Annotated in this window: 14 protein-coding genes; 10 read left to right on the forward strand and 4 right to left on the reverse strand. The window is 62.7% G+C overall.

Going from position 1 to position 17,917, the window contains the following annotated elements; all coding sequences use genetic code 11:
• Positions 1-31 precede the first annotated feature (31 nt).
• Entirely contained in the window at positions 32-3,052 is a 3,021-nt protein-coding gene (gene ydiJ / locus HU738_RS17825; protein WP_186604477.1) for a D-2-hydroxyglutarate dehydrogenase YdiJ, read from the forward strand.
• 111 nt (positions 3,053-3,163) lie between these two features.
• Here ydiJ and HU738_RS17830 read toward each other — a convergent pair whose 3' ends face one another.
• From HU738_RS17830 to phhA, 3 genes are all read right to left on the reverse strand, one after another.
• Entirely contained in the window at positions 3,164-4,351 is a 1,188-nt protein-coding gene (locus HU738_RS17830; protein ID WP_186604479.1) for an MFS transporter, read from the reverse strand.
• Positions 4,352-4,767: 416 nt separating this feature from the next.
• On the reverse strand, positions 4,768-5,124 hold the full coding sequence (locus tag HU738_RS17835; RefSeq protein WP_054887059.1) for a 4a-hydroxytetrahydrobiopterin dehydratase: 357 nt from the start codon (positions 5,122-5,124) through the stop codon (positions 4,768-4,770).
• A gap of 39 nt (positions 5,125-5,163) precedes the next feature.
• Positions 5,164-5,952, reverse strand: coding sequence for a phenylalanine 4-monooxygenase (phhA, locus tag HU738_RS17840; RefSeq protein WP_054887058.1), 789 nt, complete (start codon positions 5,950-5,952; stop codon positions 5,164-5,166).
• A gap of 254 nt (positions 5,953-6,206) precedes the next feature.
• On the opposite strand from phhA, the gene HU738_RS17845 reads away from it, so the two are divergent.
• Positions 6,207-7,766 carry a sigma-54-dependent transcriptional regulator gene (locus HU738_RS17845; protein WP_186604481.1) on the forward strand — a complete coding sequence of 520 codons (1,560 nt, stop codon included), beginning with the start codon at positions 6,207-6,209 and terminating at the stop codon, positions 7,764-7,766.
• 99 nt (positions 7,767-7,865) lie between these two features.
• On the opposite strand, the gene HU738_RS17850 is transcribed toward HU738_RS17845, so the two are convergent.
• Positions 7,866-8,120 carry a DUF2790 domain-containing protein gene (locus tag HU738_RS17850; protein ID WP_176509054.1) on the reverse strand — a complete coding sequence of 85 codons (255 nt, stop codon included), beginning with the start codon at positions 8,118-8,120 and terminating at the stop codon, positions 7,866-7,868.
• A gap of 420 nt (positions 8,121-8,540) precedes the next feature.
• Between HU738_RS17850 and acs the strand changes: the two genes are divergently transcribed.
• From acs to aruF, 8 genes are all read left to right on the forward strand, one after another.
• Positions 8,541-10,502, forward strand: coding sequence for an acetate--CoA ligase (acs, locus tag HU738_RS17855; protein ID WP_054887055.1), 1,962 nt, complete (start codon positions 8,541-8,543; stop codon positions 10,500-10,502).
• A gap of 493 nt (positions 10,503-10,995) precedes the next feature.
• A complete protein-coding gene (locus HU738_RS17860; RefSeq protein ID WP_054887054.1) occupies positions 10,996-11,781 on the forward strand; it encodes an ABC transporter substrate-binding protein in 786 nt (261 codons plus the stop codon).
• 91 nt (positions 11,782-11,872) lie between these two features.
• Positions 11,873-12,562, forward strand: a complete 690-nt coding sequence (locus HU738_RS17865; RefSeq protein ID WP_027921088.1) for an ABC transporter permease — start codon at positions 11,873-11,875, stop codon at positions 12,560-12,562.
• Positions 12,559-13,257: an ABC transporter permease gene (locus HU738_RS17870; RefSeq protein WP_176509052.1), complete on the forward strand. Its 699-nt coding sequence runs from the start codon at positions 12,559-12,561 to the stop codon at positions 13,255-13,257. Before HU738_RS17865 ends, HU738_RS17870 begins: the two co-directional genes overlap by 4 nt.
• Positions 13,258-13,279: 22 nt before the next feature.
• Positions 13,280-14,044: an ABC transporter ATP-binding protein gene (locus tag HU738_RS17875; protein WP_186604483.1), complete on the forward strand. Its 765-nt coding sequence runs from the start codon at positions 13,280-13,282 to the stop codon at positions 14,042-14,044.
• 99 nt (positions 14,045-14,143) lie between these two features.
• Positions 14,144-15,124: a transcriptional regulator ArgR gene (argR, locus tag HU738_RS17880; protein ID WP_186604485.1), complete on the forward strand. Its 981-nt coding sequence runs from the start codon at positions 14,144-14,146 to the stop codon at positions 15,122-15,124.
• Positions 15,125-15,461: 337 nt separating this feature from the next.
• Complete coding sequence (locus tag HU738_RS17885; protein WP_054886212.1) at positions 15,462-16,682, forward strand: aspartate aminotransferase family protein; 1,221 nt, start codon at positions 15,462-15,464, stop codon at positions 16,680-16,682.
• 138 nt (positions 16,683-16,820) lie between these two features.
• Entirely contained in the window at positions 16,821-17,840 is a 1,020-nt protein-coding gene (gene aruF, locus HU738_RS17890; RefSeq protein ID WP_054886211.1) for an arginine/ornithine succinyltransferase subunit alpha, read from the forward strand.
• Positions 17,841-17,917 lie beyond the last annotated feature (77 nt).

Below are 17,917 nucleotides of genomic sequence, written 5' to 3' on the forward strand. Positions count from 1 at the left end.
GAAATAGCCACTATCAAGAGGCCATCCTTCGATGATCGCCCAGCTGTCGACCGTTGCGCCGAGCGCCAACTACCCCGAATTCCTCGAAGCCCTGCGCAACAGCGGCTTCCGTGGCCAGATCAGCGCTGACTACGGCACCCGTACGGTGCTGGCCACCGACAACTCGATCTACCAGCGCCTGCCCCAGGCGGCGGTGTTCCCGCTGGACGCCGATGACGTGGCGCGTGTCGCCACCCTGATGGGTGAGCCGCGCTTCAAGGAGGTGAAGTTGACCCCGCGCGGCGGCGGTACCGGCACCAACGGCCAGTCGCTGACCGACGGTATCGTCGTCGACCTGTCGCGGCACATGAACCAGATCCTCGAAATCAACGTCGAGGAGCGCTGGGTGCGGGTCCAGGCCGGTACCGTCAAGGATCAGCTCAATGCCGCGCTCAAGCCCCACGGCCTGTTCTTTGCCCCTGAGCTTTCGACCTCCAACCGCGCCACTGTCGGCGGCATGATCAACACCGATGCCAGCGGCCAGGGCAGCTGCACCTACGGCAAGACCCGCGACCACGTGCTGGAACTGCACAGTGTGCTGCTCGGCGGCGAGCGCCTGCACAGCCTGCCGATCGACGACGCCGCGTTGGAGCAGGCCTGCGCCGCGCCTGGCCGGGTTGGTGAGGTCTACCGCATGGCCCGGGAGATTCAGGAAACCCAGGCCGAATTGATCGAGACCACTTTCCCCAAGCTCAACCGCTGTCTGACCGGCTACGACCTCGCGCACCTGCGTGACGAACAAGGCCGCTTCAACCTCAACAGTGTGCTGTGCGGTGCCGAAGGCTCGCTGGGCTATGTGGTCGAAGCCAAGCTCAATGTGCTGCCGATCCCGAAGTATGCCGTGCTGGTCAACGTGCGCTACAGCAGCTTCATGGACGCCCTGCGCGACGCCAACGCACTGATGGCGCTCAAGCCGCTGTCGATCGAGACGGTCGACTCCAAGGTGCTGATGCTGGCAATGAAGGACATTGTCTGGCACAGCGTTGCCGAGTACTTCCCGGCCGACCCCGAGCGCCCGACCCTGGGCATCAACCTGGTGGAGTTCTGCGGCGACGAGCCGGCCGAGGTCAACGCCCGGGTCCGGGCATTCATCGACCACCTGCAGCGCGATACCAGTGTCGAACGCCTGGGCCATACCCTGGCCGAGGGCGCCGAAGCGGTGACCCGCGTCTACACCATGCGCAAGCGTTCGGTGGGCCTGCTCGGCAACGTCGAAGGCGAGGTGCGCCCGCAACCGTTCGTTGAAGACACCGCCGTGCCGCCAGAGCAACTGGCCGACTACATCGCTGAATTCCGCGCGCTGCTTGACGGCTACGGCCTGGCCTATGGCATGTTCGGCCATGTCGATGCCGGCGTGCTGCACGTGCGCCCGGCGCTGGACATGAAAGACCCGGCCCAGGCTGCGCTGGTCAAGCCGATCTCCGACGCCGTGGCCGCGCTGACCAAACGCTATGGCGGCCTGCTGTGGGGCGAGCACGGCAAGGGCCTGCGCTCGGAATACGTGCCGGAGTACTTCGGCGAACTGTACCCGGCGTTGCAGCGCCTGAAGGGCGCCTTCGACCCGCACAACCAGCTCAACCCTGGCAAGATCTGCACGCCGCCGGACAGCGCCGAAGGCCTGACCAAGGTCGACGGCGTGACCCTGCGTGGCGACCTCGACCGCACCATCGATGAACGCGTGTGGCAGGACTTCCCCAGCGCCGTGCACTGCAACGGCAACGGCGCCTGCTACAACTACGACCCCAACGATGCCATGTGCCCGTCGTGGAAGGCTACCCGCGAACGTCAGCATTCGCCCAAGGGCCGTGCCTCGCTGATGCGCGAATGGCTGCGCCTGCAGGGCGAGGCCAACATCGACGTGCTGGCGGCGGCGCGCAACAAGGTGTCGTGGCTCAAGGGGCTGCCGGCCCGGCTGCGCAACAACCGTGCCCGCGACCAGGGCCAGGAAGACTTCTCCCATGAGGTGTATGACGCCATGGCCGGCTGCCTGGCCTGCAAGTCGTGCGCCGGGCAGTGCCCGATCAAGGTCAACGTGCCGGACTTCCGTTCGCGCTTCCTCGAGCTGTACCACGGTCGTTACCAGCGCCCGCTGCGTGACTACCTGATTGGCTCGCTGGAGTTCACCATTCCGTACCTGGCCCATGCGCCTGGCCTGTACAACGCGGTGATGGGCTCGAAGTGGGTCAGCAAGCTGCTGGCGGACAAGGTCGGCATGGTCGACAGCCCGCTGATCAGCCGCTTCAATTTCCAGTCGACCCTGACCCGCTGCCGCGTCGGCGTGGCCAGCGTGCCGGCGCTGCGCGAGCTGACCCCGGCCCAGCGCGAGCGCAGCATCGTGCTGGTACAGGATGCCTTCACCCGCTACTTCGAAACGCCGTTGCTGGCCGCGTTCATCGAACTGGCCCATCGCCTGGGGCACCGGGTGTTCCTGGCGCCGTACAGCGCCAACGGCAAGCCGCTGCATGTACAGGGCTTCCTGGGTGCCTTCGCCAAGGCGGCGATCCGCAACGCGACCCAGCTCAAGGCCCTGGCTGACTGCGGCGTGCCGCTGGTGGGGCTGGACCCGGCGATGACCCTGGTCTACCGCCAGGAGTACCAGAAGGTGCCGGGCCTCGGAGAATGCCCGCAAGTGCAGCTGCCACAGGAATGGCTGATGAACGTGCTGCCGGAGCAGGCGCCTGCTGCGCCGGGCAACTTCCGCCTGATGGCGCATTGCACCGAGAAGACCAACGTGCCGGCCAGCACCAGGCAGTGGGAACAGGTGTTTGCCCGCCTTGGGCTGAAGCTGGTGACCGAGGCGACCGGCTGCTGTGGCATGTCCGGTACCTACGGGCACGAAGCGCGTAATCAGGAGACTTCGCGGACCATCTTCGAACAGTCGTGGGCGACCAAGCTGGACAAGGAAGGCGAGGCGCTGGCGACTGGCTACTCGTGCCGCAGCCAGGTCAAGCGCATGACCGAGCGGCAGATGCGCCACCCGCTTGAGGTGGTGTTGCAGTACGCCAAGCGCTGACCTCGAGGGGCCTTGGGGCTGCTTTGCAGCCCTTTCGCGAATAAATCCGCTCCTACGCATCCATGTAGGCGCGGATTTATCCGCGAGAGGCCCTCTAGGGCGCCACAGATCTCAGTTTTCCAGACGCCGGCGGGCCTGCTTGTAAAGATACAGGCTCAGCACCAGCCCACAGCACGCCGCCGCTGCCGCAAACAGAAACATCGAAGCAAACCCGAACCCCGACGCCACCGCCCCCACCAGCGGCCCGGTAATCCCCAGCGACAGATCGATGAACAGCGAATACGCCCCCACCGCCGCCCCGCGGTTGGCCGCCGACACCTGGTTCACCGCCTCCACGCCCAGCGCCGGGAACACCAGCGAGAATCCGAAACCACTCAGCGCCGCGCCTGCCAGGGCCATTTCGGCATTCGCTGCCAGCCACAGCATCAGCAGGCCAAGGGTTTCCACCGAAAGGCAAACGATTGCCACCCGGAACCCACCTATCCGGTTGATCAGGTTGCCAAACAGCAACCGCGCGCAGATGAAACTGGCGCCGAACAGGCTCAGGGTCAGCGCCGCATTGGCCCAGCCGCGGCTGGCGTAATACAGGGTGATGAAGGTGGCGATGGTGCCGAAGCCGATCGAGCCCAGGGCCAGCCCCGAACCATGCGCGAATACCTTGCCCAGCACCTGCATGAACGGCAGGCGCTTGCCGCTGACCACCGGTGCAGCGCGTTTTGGCCAGGCCAGCAGCAGGCCCAGCGCGCACAGCAGGAGGATGCTCGTCCCCATGCTCCACAGCCCCAGGCTTTTGACCATCAGCACGCCCAGTGGCGCACCGATGGCCAGCGCGCCATAACTGGCGATGCCGTTCCAGGAAATGACCTTGGCGGTGTGCTCGGCACCGACCCGGCCGATGCCCCAGCCGATCGAGCCGGAACCCACCAGGCTTTCCGCGCTGCCCAGCACCAGGCGGCCGACCAGCAGGCAGCCGAGGCTGACCCAAGGCAGGTGGGTGAGGAAGGCACAGGCCAGCATGAACACACCGCTCAGGCCGCAGCCTGCCAGGCCATACATGACCGCCTTCTTGCTGCCATGGTTGTCGATGATACGGCTGGCGGTAGGGCGGCTGAGCAGGGTGGCGAGGTACTGCACGCTGATCACCAGGCCCGCGATCACGGCGCTGAAGCCGAGGTCGTTGTGCACATAGCCGGGCAGTACGGCGAGGGGGATGCCGATGTTCAGGTAGCCGATGAAGGTGAACAGGACGATGGAAACGACTTGCAGGGTGACCGCAAGAGGGCGCGGTGAGTCAGGCATGGGGGTCTTCGTGGCAGAGGTTCGTGACGGTGTGAAAACGTGATGACGGGGGTAGCCCGCAGGTCAGCCGTTTTCACACAGTCGGAGGGTTGCGCGGTTTATTCCTGGTCAGCGCTGGATTGGTCGTCACCATCCTGATCGACGGCAGGCGCCGGTTCAGCGTGGACGGTAACGGATGGCTCTTCGGGGTTCAGGCTTGGGAAGGGAAGATTCGGGATTTCATGCATCTCGTCGTTCCTCGCAAGTGTGAGTGAAAAGTCTGCGCCAGGCGCGTTTGGAGCTTCGTGAAGCGTGGGCAGGATACACAAGTCTGGATGACAGTTTGTAACTTTTCCCCGTCACTTGTCGGTTTTGCGGGCGGATACCGGACGGATTGCGGGCAAAAAAACAGGGCCATCAGGCCCTGTCGTTCGCGGTTACTTGCGGCCTTCAGCCGTCTCGGCGACCTTGTCGGTGCGTGCGCACATGATGAAGTCATTGCGGTGCAGGCCCTTGATCGAGTGGCTCCACCAGGTCACGGTGACCTTGCCCCACTCGGTCATCAGGCCAGGGTGGTGGCCTTCGGCTTCGGCGATTTCGCCCACGGCATTGGTGAAGGCCAGGGCCTGCTTGAAGTTCTTGAACAGGAACACGCGCTCCAGTTCCATGTGGCCATCGCGGATTTCGATGTTCCAGTCCGGGATCTCGCGGATCAGTACCGCCAGTTCCTCGTCGGTGACCTTGGGTGCATCAGCGCGGCAGGCTTCACAGTGGGCTTGGTTCAAGGCATTCATGGGTGTGTTTTCCGCTTCGAGTTGTTATCGGCAAGGCGCTCAGGCAGCGACCTTGGGTGGAAATTTCGGTGCGTGCAGCCCCAGCTGCATGGCTTGCTGGACCATGGCCATGATGTCTTCGTGGGCCAGGTCGAACAGGCGCTTCATGTTTGGCAGCACGAAGTACAGCGGCTGCAGGATGTCGATACGGTACGGCGTGCGCATGCACTCGATCGGGTCGAAGGCCTGGTGCTCAGGCTCGCCAGAGAGACTGTAGACGGTCTCCTTCGGCGAGGAGAGGATGCCGCCGCCATAGATCTTGCGGCCCTGCGCGGTTTCCATCAGGCCGAACTCGATGGTCATCCAGTACAGGCGGGCCAGGTAGACGCGTTGTTCCTTGGTCGCGGCCAGACCGAGCTTGCCGTAGGTGTGCGTGAATTCGGCGAAGAACGGGTTGGTCAGCAGCGGGCAGTGGCCGAAGATCTCGTGGAAGATGTCCGGTTCTTGCAGGTAATCCAGTTCTTCCGGGGTGCGGATAAAGGTGGCGACCGGGAAGCGCTTGCTTGCCAGCAGCTCGAAGAATGTCTGGAAGGGAATCAGCGCCGGTACGCGGGCAACCTGCCAGCCGGTGGTGGCACCCAGCACCTTGTTGATTTCGCCCAGCTGCGGAATGCGCTCATGGGGCAGTTTGAGCTGGTCGATGCCGTCCAGGTATTCCTGGCACGCGCGGCCTTCGATGACGTTCAGCTGGCGGGTGATCAGGGTGTTCCATACCGCATGCTCTTGCTGCGGGTAGTCGATAAAACCATGCGCATCGGGCTCGCGTGCCACGTATTGCGTCTGTTTCATGTGGCTCTCCTGGTGAGGCTTTTCTTGTTATGTCCACGACATGACCTAGGAATATCCCTTCAGTGGATGATTTGCACGAGGGTAAGCGCCGCTGCCAGGTGCTCCTTGGCCTGCGTTGCGTAACGATTATTTTACAAAATGCCGCACATGCCGGAAAATCCGGCTCATCGAGCTGCCCTTGATGGGGTTTTTGTCAGCTTATCTTTACGACTTTTCTGTGCGAGGTTGAAAATCTCGCCGCTTCGAGAGCATCCATGCGTATCAAAGTGCACTGCCAGAACCGCATCGGCATTCTTCGCGACATCCTCAACCTGCTGGTGGAATACGGCATCAACGTGCTGCGCGGCGAGGTGGGGGGAGACCATGGCAACGCCATCTACCTGCATTGCCCGAACCTGATCAATCTGCAGTTCCAGGCATTGCGGCCCAAGTTCGAGTCGATCGCTGGCGTATTCGGTGTCAAGCGCGTCGGCCTGATGCCCAGCGAGCGCCGGCATATGGAACTCAACGCACTGCTTGGCGCGCTGGATTTCCCGGTATTGTCGATCGACATGGGAGGCAGCATCGTCGCGGCCAACCGCACTGCGGCGCAGTTGCTCGGGGTGCGCGTCGACGAAGTGCCGGGCATGCCGCTGGCGCGCTATGTCGAGGATTTCGACCTGCCTGAACTGGTGCGTGCCAACAAGTCGCGCATCAATGGCCTGCGCATCAAGGTCAAAGGTGACGTGTTCCTGGCCGATATTGCCCCGCTGCAGTCCGAGCACGATGACAGCGAGGCCCTGGCCGGTGCCGTGCTGACCTTGCACCGCGCCGACCGCATCGGGGAGCGCATCTACAACGTGCGTAAACAGGAATTGCGCGGCTTCGACAGCATCTTCCAGAGTTCGCGGGTAATGGCGGCGGTGGTGCGTGAGGCGCGGCGCATGGCGCCGCTGGATGCGCCCCTGCTGATCGAAGGCGAGACCGGCACCGGCAAGGAATTGCTGGCCCGCGCCTGCCACCTGGCCAGCCCACGTGGCCAAGCGCCCTTGATGGCCCTCAATTGCGCTGGCCTGCCCGAGTCGATGGCCGAGACCGAGTTGTTTGGTTATGGCCCCGGGGCTTTCGAGGGGGCACGTGCCGAGGGCAAGTTGGGGCTGCTGGAGTTGACCGCCGGCGGTACCCTGTTCCTTGATGGGGTGGGGGAGATGAGCCCGCGCCTGCAGGTCAAGCTGCTGCGCTTCTTGCAGGACGGTTGCTTCCGCCGCGTCGGCAGCGACGAAGAGGTGTACCTGGATGTGCGGGTGATCTGCGCCACCCAGGTGGACCTGTCCGAGCTGTGTGCCCGTGGCGAGTTCCGCCAGGACCTGTACCACCGGCTCAACGTGCTGTCGCTGCACATTCCGCCACTGCGCGAGTGCATGGATGGACTGGAAGGGCTGGTGCAGCATTTTCTCGACCAGGCCAGCCGGCAGATCGGCTGCGCCATGCCACGCCTGGCACCGGCGGCCATGGACAAGCTCAGTCAGTATCACTGGCCGGGCAATGTGCGGCAGTTGGAGAACGTGTTGTTCCAGGCGGTTTCGTTATGCGAAGGCGGGGTGGTGAAAGGCGAGCATATACGCTTGCCGGACTATGGCGTGCGGCAACCGTTGGGCGAGTTTTCGCTGGACGGGGATCTTGCGCAGATTGTCGGCCGATTTGAAAAGGCGGTACTGGAAAGTCTGATGAGCGAGTTTCCCAGTAGCCGGGCATTGGGTAAACGGCTGGGCGTCTCCCACACGACGATTGCCAACAAGTTACGGGATTATTCCTTGGGCAAGTCGGCAGATTAAATAACTTTTAGTTAATGGCCTGTTAACTTTTCAGGGGCGCAGAAGTTGCGGGGCGGACCAGCACGCGAACGGGGCCCGCAAGGGCCCCGGTTCGAGGTATCAGCCGTTGGAGCAGCCGTTGCCCATCACGCGGTATTCGAGAATGTGCTTCTGGCCCTTGGAGTCCTCGTAGGTCATGCGGGCGGGCACGACTTCACACACGTTGGGCACTTCGCTCATGGAGATGACCCGAGCAATGTCCAGGTGCTGCGAGTAACTGTACTGTTCAACCGGAATCTGCTCGACATTGTTTGCTTCGTCGGCCATCGCCGCGCCGCAAAGACCGCCAAGTACCAATACCAGTAAAGCTTTCATTTTCATTTTACCTGTCTAAGGTCGTGAGGGGGCACGCGGCGCTTGTGGCGCCGCGAGTACTGCATAAGTTCAACTATCGGGATGAGAGGGGGATTAACTGATTGCCTTCGTGGGGGCTGTTTCCAGTAGTTAATCGCCTTGCCGTTGCTGGCGAGGTGAATCTTATGCCTGGGCAACTAAGGGAAACAGATGGCGTTTTGATAAAGTTTTTTTGCCTTTTTCCATAATCTGTAACAATCCGCTGGCAGGCGTTGTCGCATTTTTCCCTTGCCGGGCCGATAGCTGCGGGCTAGAGCCTTCTGTGCCGTTCGCATGAAGATTTTGCTGTCGCGCTACTACCATCGTCGTATGGTTTTTCCCGCTCTGGTACAGTTACAAACGGTTCCATACAAAAACAACTATTACACCGAGGTAACACAGATGAGTGCGGCTCCACTGTATCCCGTTCGTCCCGAGGTTGCGGCCACTACCCTGACCGACGAGGCCACCTACAAGGCCATGTACCAGCAATCGGTGATCAACCCGGACGGCTTCTGGCGTGAGCAGGCCCAGCGGCTGGACTGGATCAAGCCGTTCACCAAGGTCAAGCAGACCTCGTTCGACGACCACCATGTCGATATCAAGTGGTTTGCCGACGGCACTCTGAACGTCTCCTCCAACTGCCTGGACCGCCACCTCGAAGAGCGCGGCGACCAACTGGCAATCATCTGGGAAGGCGACGACCCTTCCGAACACCGCAACATCACCTACCGTGAGCTGCACGAGCAGGTCTGCAAGTTCGCCAACGCCCTGCGCGGTCAGGACGTGCACCGTGGCGATGTGGTGACGATCTACATGCCGATGATCCCCGAGGCCGTGGTCGCCATGCTGGCTTGCGCCCGCATCGGTGCTATCCACTCGGTGGTGTTCGGCGGCTTCTCCCCGGAAGCACTGGCCGGCCGCATCATCGACTGCAAGTCGAAGGTTGTCATCACCGCCGATGAGGGCTTGCGTGGTGGCCGTCGTACCCCGCTCAAGGCCAACGTCGACCTGGCGCTGACCAACCCGGAAACCAACAGCGTGCAGAAGATCATCGTGTGCAAGCGCACCGGTGGCGAGATCGCCTGGCACCAGCACCGCGACATCTGGTTCGAAGACCTGATGAAGGTTGCCTCCAGCCACTGTGCGCCGAAGGAAATGGGCGCCGAGGAGCCGCTGTTCATCCTTTATACCTCCGGCTCCACCGGCAAGCCGAAGGGCGTACTGCATACCACCGGTGGTTACCTGGTGTACGCCGCGCTGACCCATGAGCGCGTGTTCGACTACCGCCCGGGCGAAGTCTACTGGTGCACTGCCGATGTCGGCTGGGTGACGGGCCACAGCTACATCGTCTACGGCCCGCTGGCCAACGGCGCCACCACGCTGCTGTTCGAAGGTGTGCCGAACTACCCGGACATCACCCGCGTGTCGAAGATCGTCGACAAGCACAAGGTCAATATTCTCTACACCGCACCGACCGCGATCCGCGCCATGATGGCCGAAGGGCAGGCAGCCGTAGCGGGCGCCGACGGTTCCAGCTTGCGCCTGCTGGGCTCGGTGGGCGAGCCGATCAACCCTGAGGCGTGGAACTGGTACTACAAGACGGTTGGCAAGGAGCGTTGCCCGATCGTCGATACGTGGTGGCAAACCGAGACCGGTGGCGTGCTGATCAGCCCGCTGCCAGGTGCCACGGCGCTCAAGCCGGGCTCGGCGACCCGTCCGTTCTTCGGCGTGGTGCCGGCGTTGGTGGACAACCTGGGCAACCTGATCGAAGGGGCCGCCGAAGGCAACCTGGTGATCCTCGATTCCTGGCCGGGCCAGTCGCGTTCGCTGTATGGCGACCATGATCGTTTCGTCGACACCTACTTCAAGACCTTCCGCGGCATGTACTTCACCGGTGACGGCGCACGTCGTGACGAGGATGGCTACTACTGGATCACCGGCCGTGTGGACGATGTGCTCAACGTGTCCGGCCACCGCATGGGCACCGCCGAGATCGAAAGCGCCATGGTCGCCCATGCCAAGGTGGCGGAAGCTGCAGTGGTTGGCGTGCCGCACGACATCAAGGGGCAAGGCATCTATGTCTATGTCACCCTCAATGCCGGCATCGAGCCGAGCGAGCAGCTGCGCCTGGAGCTGAAGAACTGGGTGCGCAAGGAGATCGGCCCGATTGCCTCGCCGGATGTGATCCAGTGGGCGCCGGGGCTGCCGAAAACCCGCTCGGGCAAGATCATGCGGCGTATTCTGCGCAAGATCGCCACGGCCGAATACGATGCCCTGGGTGATATCTCGACCCTGGCCGACCCGAGTGTGGTGCAGCACCTGATCGACACCCACAAAGCGATGAGCCTGGCTTCGGCCTGATAAGCCGCATAGACGATGGATGGTGCAAAACCCCGCCAGGGCAACCGGCGGGGTTTTTGCTTTACTGTTACCCGACAATCATCGGTAACTCTTCTGTCACCGATTTCGCACAGGATCGGGGCGCAGGGAAACAGGTCCGTGTCATTTCGGTGCGTTCGCTTGGTTGTTTTCAGCAAGGTGAAACGCTGCACTTGCCGTATCGCAAGGGTTTGCCAATAATAGGCCCGGTAATTGCTTGGCTTACAGGTTATTTCTCTCGAGCTCTTGCATGTTTTGCAAAAGCTGTCAACATCGCCCGCCGCGATTTCAAGCGCTTCTGTAAGTAGTTGTCGCTTTGAAGAAATATCGACTACCGGGCTGTCGTTAAAATGCCACTCACTCGCTCGTGGTCTGCGACCTTGGTCGAAACCTGCGCGGCTCGCGTTGTACCCATTCGCATATCGGGCAGTTGTTACCCCTGCCTCGTATTGCCCCGTACCGATGGAGTTACCTGATGAAGAAGCTCGCACTGCTTGGCGCCCTGGCGCTTTCTGTGTTTTCCCTGGTGTCGCAGGCCGATGAAAAACCGTTGAAGATCGGCATCGAAGCCGCCTACCCACCGTTCGCCTTCAAGCAGCCAGACGGCAGCATCGCCGGTTTCGACTACGACATCGGCAACGCCCTGTGTGAAGAGATGAAGGCCAAGTGCACCTGGGTCGAGCAAGAGTTCGACGGCCTGATCCCGGCGCTGAAGGTGCGCAAGATCGACGCCATCCTGTCGTCGATGTCCATCACCGACGACCGCAAGAAGTCGGTCGACTTCACCAAGCGCTACTACCTGACTCCAGCGCGCCTGGTCATGAAGGAAGGCACCACCGTCAGCGACAGCCTCGATGAACTCAAGGGCAAGAAGATCGGCGTGCAGCGCGGCTCGATCCACGACCGCTTCGCCAAGGAAGTGCTGGCTCCCAAGGGCGCCACTGTCGTGCCATATGGCACCCAGAACGAAATCTACCTGGACGTCGCCGCCGGTCGCCTTGACGGTACCGTGGCCGACGCCACCCTGCTCGAAGACGGCTTCCTGAAAACCGATGCTGGCAAAGGCTTTGCCTTCGTCGGCCCATCGTTCACCGACGTCAAGTACTTCGGTGACGGCGTCGGCATCGCCGTGCGCAAAGGCGACGATGCCAACCGCGAGCGCATCAACAAGGCCATCGACGCCATCCGCGCCAATGGCAAGTACAAAGAAATCGAGAAGAAGTACTTCAACTTCGACATCTACGGTCCAGACTCGAACTAAGGCGTCGGGTTTCACCTGTGCAATGGTGCAAACAGCAGAAGCTCTGAGGTTTGCACCATTTTTCATTCCCAAGCCCTGAGGAATCCCAATCATGTTGAAAGGCTATGGGGCAGTCATCCTCGACGGGGCGTGGCTGACGCTACAGCTCGCCTTGTCGTCGATGGCCCTGGCCATCGTCCTCGGCCTGATCGGCGTGGCGCTGCGCTTGTCGCCGGTGCGCTGGCTGGCCTGGCTGGGGGATCTGTATTCCACGGTGATCCGTGGCATCCCCGACCTGGTCCTGATCCTGCTGATCTTCTACGGCGGCCAGGACATCATCAACCGGGTGGCGCCGCTGCTCGGCTATGACGACTACATCGACCTGAACCCGCTGGTGGCCGGTATCGGCACGCTGGGCTTCATTTTCGGTGCGTACCTGTCGGAGACCTTCCGGGGTGCGTTCCTCGGTATCCCCAAGGGCCAGGCCGAAGCCGGCGTGGCCTATGGCATGAGCGCGCGCCAGGTGTTCTTCCGCATCCAGGTGCCACAGATGATCCGCCTGGCCATCCCGGGCTTCACCAACAACTGGCTGGTGCTGACCAAGGCCACGGCGCTGATTTCGGTGGTCGGCCTGCAGGACATGATGTTCAAGGCCAAGCAGGCGGCCGACGCCACCCGCGAGCCTTTCACCTTCTTCCTGGCCGTGGCTGCGCTGTACCTGGTGATCACCAGTATTTCGCTGCTGGCGCTGAAGTATCTGGAGCGCCGCTACTCGGTTGGCGTCAAGGTGGCTGAACTATGATTTTCGACTACAACGTCGTCTGGGAGGCCATGCCGCTGTATCTCGGCGGCCTGCTGACCACCCTCAAGCTGCTGGCGCTGTCGCTGTTGTTCGGGCTGCTGGCGGCGATTCCGCTGGGCCTGATGAGGGTATCCAGGCAGCCGCTGGTGAATCTGGTCGCCTGGCTGTACACCTACGTGATCCGCGGCACGCCGATGCTGGTGCAGCTGTTCCTGATCTACTATGGCCTGGCCCAGTTCGAGACGGTGCGCGAAAGCATTTTCTGGCCGTGGCTGTCCAGCGCGACCTTCTGTGCCTGCCTGGCCTTCGCCATCAACACCAGTGCCTACACCGCGGAAATCATCGCTGGCAGCCTCAAGGCCACGCCCCATGGCGAGATCGAGGCGGCCAAGGCCATGGGCATGTCGCGCATGAAGATGTACCGCCGCATCCTGCTGCCATCGGCCCTGCGCCGGGCCCTGCCGCAGTACAGCAACGAAGTGATCATGATGCTGCAGACCACCAGCCTGGCGTCGATCGTCACCCTGATCGACATCACAGGTGCCGCGCGCACGGTCAATGCCCAGTACTACCTGCCTTTCGAGGCCTATATCACGGCGGGCGTATTCTACCTGTGCCTGACCTTCATCCTGGTGCGCCTGTTCAAGATGGCCGAACGCCGCTGGCTCGGCTACCTGGCGCCGCGCAAGCACTGAACGCTCTGTGAGAACCGACAGCATGTACAAACTCGAAGTCAAAGACCTGCACAAGCGCTACGGCAGCCATGAAGTGCTCAAGGGCGTGTCCCTGGCGGCGAAAGCAGGCGATGTGATCAGCATCATCGGCTCCAGCGGTTCGGGCAAGTCGACCTTCCTGCGCTGCATCAACCTGCTCGAGCAGCCCCATGCAGGCAAGATCCTGCTCAACAATGAAGAGCTCAAGCTGGTACCTGGCAAGGATGGCGCGCTCAAGGCCTCGGACCCGCGCCAGCTGCAGCGCATGCGCTCGCGCCTGTCGATGGTGTTCCAGCATTTCAACCTGTGGTCGCACATGACCGCGCTGGAGAACATCATCGAAGCGCCGGTGCATGTGCTGGGTGTGAACAAGAAGGAAGCCCTGGAGAAGGCCGAGCACTACTTGGCCAAGGTCGGCGTGGCGCACCGCAAGGACGCTTTCCCCGGCCACATGTCCGGCGGTGAGCAGCAGCGTGTGGCGATTGCCCGGGCCCTGGCCATGGAGCCAGAGGTCATGCTGTTCGACGAGCCAACCTCGGCGCTCGACCCGGAGCTGGTGGGGGACGTGCTCAAGGTGATGCAGGCGCTGGCCCAGGAAGGCCGCACCATGGTGGTGGTGACCCACGAAATGGGCTTTGCCCGCGAGGTGTCGAACCAGCTGGTGTTCCTGCACAAAGGCCTGGTCGAAGAAACCGGCTGCCCGCGTGAAGTGCTCGCTAATCCGCAATCGGAGCGGCTCAAGCAGTTCCTCTCCGGCAGCCTGAAGTAAAGGCTGCACCTTTGCACCAGAATAGGGCATGCTGCGCAGCGAGCGCAGTGTGACCCGGCGCCACAGACTCGAACGAACCCAGGTTTCGGACCGCACCCTATGACCACCCAGCGAATCGGTTTTCTCATCTGGCCAAGCACCAAGCCTTTGACCCTGGCGCTGGCTGAGGAAGTGTTGCTGGTGGCCCAGCGGGTGCACCCGGAGGTGGTCTACGAGATCGCCTTCCTTCAGGCGGAGCCCGCCGGGGAGGGCGCCTGGCGCCTTCCGGGCGAGCCGTGGAACGGGCGCCTGGAGGGCTGCCACAAGCTCTTTCTGCTGGCCGACGACCTGCCTCAGCCAGTGGGTTCGGCGCTTTCGGCGGCGCTCAAGCAGCTGGCACGCAGTGGTTGCATGATTGGCGGCCTGTCCGCCGGGGTCTACCCGCTGGCCATGCTCGGCCTGCTCGACGGCTATCGCGCTGCGGTGCACTGGCGCTGGCAGGACGACTTTGCCGAACGATTCCCCAAGGTGATTGCTACCAGCCACCTGTTCGACTGGGACCGTGACCGCCTGACGGCCTGTGGTGGCATGGCGGTGACCGACTTGCTGCTGGCGGTGCTGGCCCGCGATCACGGGGCCGAGCTTGCCGGGGCGGTGTCCGAGGAACTGGTGGTCGAGCGCATTCGCGAAGGGGGCGAGCGCCAGCGCATTCCGCTGCAGAACCGCCTGGGGTCGAGCCACCCGAAGCTGACCCAGGCGGTGCTGTTGATGGAGGCCAACATCGAAGAGCCGCTGACCACCGACGAAATCGCCCAGCATGTCTGCGTATCGCGTCGGCAGCTGGAGCGGATTTTCAAGCAGTACCTGAACCGCGTGCCGAGCCAGTATTACCTGGAGCTGCGGCTGAACAAGGCGCGGCAGATGCTGATGCAGACCAGCAAGTCGATCATCCAGATTGGCTTGTCCTGTGGCTTCTCCTCGGGGCCGCATTTTTCCAGCGCCTATCGCAACTTCTTCGGCGCCACGCCGCGGGAAGACCGTAACCAGCGGCGCAGCAGCAGCCCGTTCGAGTTGAGCTCGGCGCCGGCTGAAAAGGGCTGAACGTTCGGTTGGGTTCAGGGCGCATGCCTTGGGTTTGATGGTGGTGCCGAAATCGAGCGCCGCGCGGGCGGCGCTCGATTTGCGCCACAACACAACAACAGCGGCTTGCACTCGACGCTTCCCCGAATTGCCTGTGCACACCCGTTCACCCAGCCCCCTCTCTCCCGTACACTGCGCGATTGCGACAGTGTTTGTCGCATTGCCGAAAGCCTGGGTAAAACTGGGTTTTGCGCTGTAACAAGTTGTCGCTTGGCCGCAAGGACAGGCGCGGTTCAGTCCTTACAATCCCCCCATCGCTCGCCACTTCCAGGCCAGCGTTCCTCTTCAGGAGACTCAGATGTCCGTTGAGCAAGCCCCGGTGCAACGTGCCGATTTCGACCAGGTCATGGTCCCCAACTATTCTCCGGCGGCCTTCATTCCTGTGCGAGGCGAGGGTTCCCGCGTCTGGGACCAGTCGGGCCGCGAACTCATCGACTTTGCCGGCGGCATCGCGGTGAACGCCCTGGGCCATTGCCACCCGGCCCTGGTCAAGGCGCTGACCGAACAGGCCAACACCCTCTGGCACGTATCCAACGTATTCACCAACGAACCAGCCCTGCGCCTGGCGCACAAGCTGGTGGACGCTACCTTTGCCGACCGGGCGTTCTTCTGCAACTCCGGCGCCGAGTCCAACGAGGCCGCCTTCAAGCTGGCCCGTCGCGTCGCCCACGACCGCTTCGGCCCTGAGAAGCACGAGATCATCTCCACCGTGAACAGCTTCCACGGTCGCACCCTGTTCACCGTCAGCGTCGGTGGCCAGCCCAAGTACTCCGACGGCTTCGGCCCGAAGATCACCGGCATCAGCCATGTGCCCTACAACGACCTGGAAGCGTTGAAGGCGCAGATTTCCGACAAGACCTGCGCCGTGGTGATCGAACCGATCCAGGGTGAAAGCGGTGTGGTACCGGCCGACAAGGCTTACCTGGAAGGCGCGCGCAAGCTGTGCGACGAGCACAATGCCCTGCTGATCTTCGACGAAGTGCAGACTGGCGTTGGTCGCACCGGCTCGCTGTACGCTTACCAGCACTTCGGCGTGACCCCGGACATCCTGACCAGTGCCAAGAGCCTGGGCGGCGGTTTCCCGATCGGCGCCATGCTGACCACCACCGACATCGCCAAGCACCTGGCTGTCGGCACCCACGGCACCACCTACGGCGGCAACCCGCTGGGCTGCGCCGTCGCCTGCGCGGTGCTGGACGTGGTCAATACCCCGCAAACCCTGGCAGGCATCAAGGCCAAGCACGAGCGCTTCAAGTCCCGTCTGGAAAAGATCGGCCAGCAGTACGGTCTGTTCAGCCAGGTACGTGGCGTCGGCCTGCTGATCGGCTGCGTGCTGTCCGAAGCCTGGAAGGGCAAGGCCAAGGACGTGCTCAACGCTGCTGAAAAAGACGGCGTGATGGTGTTGCAGGCCGGCCCGGATGTGGTCCGCTTCGCGCCAAGCCTGGTGGTCGAAGATGCCGACATCGACGAAGGCCTCGATCGCTTCGAACGCGCTGTGGCGCAACTGACCCAGGGCTGATCGGCCTGCGGTCCGTTCACCGGCCGGCGCCGTTCGAGGCCTCGGGCCGGTGAACCTCGAATTCCAGTGCGGGGGCTGATGCGCCCGCCGATTTTCCGTGCCGTCGTGAATGGCCCGTTTTTCCAAAGGAGTGACACCATGCTGGTGATGCGCCCCGCGCAAATGGCTGATCTGAACGAAGTGCAGCGCATGGCTGCCGACAGCCCCGTTGGTGTCACCTCGCTGCCGGACGATGCCGCCCGCCTGGGCGACAAGATTGCCGCCTCGGAAACCTCCTTCGCCGCTGAAGTCAGCTTCAACGGTGAAGAAAGCTACTTCTTCGTGCTTGAGGACAGCGAGACGGGCAAGCTTTCGGGGTGTTCGGCCATCGTCGCCTCGGCTGGCTATTCCGAGCCGTTCTACAGCTTCCGCAACGAAACCTTCGTGCATGCTTCGCGTGAGCTGAAGATTCACAACAAGATCCACGTCCTCTCGTTGTGCCACGACCTGACCGGCAACAGCCTGCTGACCAGCTTCTATGTGTTGCCGGAACTGGTGAACAGTGGCTGGGCCGAGCTCAACTCCCGTGGCCGCCTGCTGTTCATGGCCTCGCACCCGGAGCGCTTCGCCGACTCGGTGGTCACCGAGATCGTCGGCTACAGCGACGAACAAGGCGAATCGCCGTTCTGGGATGCCATCGGTCGCAATTTCTTCGACCTCAACTATGCCCACGCCGAGCGCCTGTGTGGTCTCAAGAGCCGCACCTTCCTCGCCGAACTGATGCCGCATTACCCGATCTACGTGCCGCTGCTGCCCGATGACGCGCAGGAAGCGATGGGCCAGGTGCACCCGCGGGCACAGATCACCTTCGACATCCTCATGCGCGAAGGCTTCGAGACCGAGCACTACATCGACATCTTCGACGGCGGCCCGACGCTGCATGCGCGTACCTCGGGCATCCGCTCGATCGCCCAGAGCCGCGTGGTGCCGGTCAAGGTGGACGACACCCCGGTCAAGGGCGGTCGTCCTTACCTGGTGTGCAACGGCCAATTGCAGGATTACCGCGCCGTGCTGCTGGAACTGGACTGGGTGCCGGGCAAGCCGGTCAGCCTCAGCAGCCAGGCGGCCGAAGCCCTGGGTGTTGGTGAAGGCGCCAGCGTGCGCCTGGTCGCCGCCTGAGCCACGGTGCGCTAGCCGGGAAAACCGGCAGGTATAGAGAGTCATGCGGCAGGCACTGGCCACCGCACAAGGAGATA

It is taken from the genome of Pseudomonas vlassakiae (genome assembly GCF_014269035.2).
Lineage (GTDB): Bacteria > Pseudomonadota > Gammaproteobacteria > Pseudomonadales > Pseudomonadaceae > Aquipseudomonas > Aquipseudomonas vlassakiae.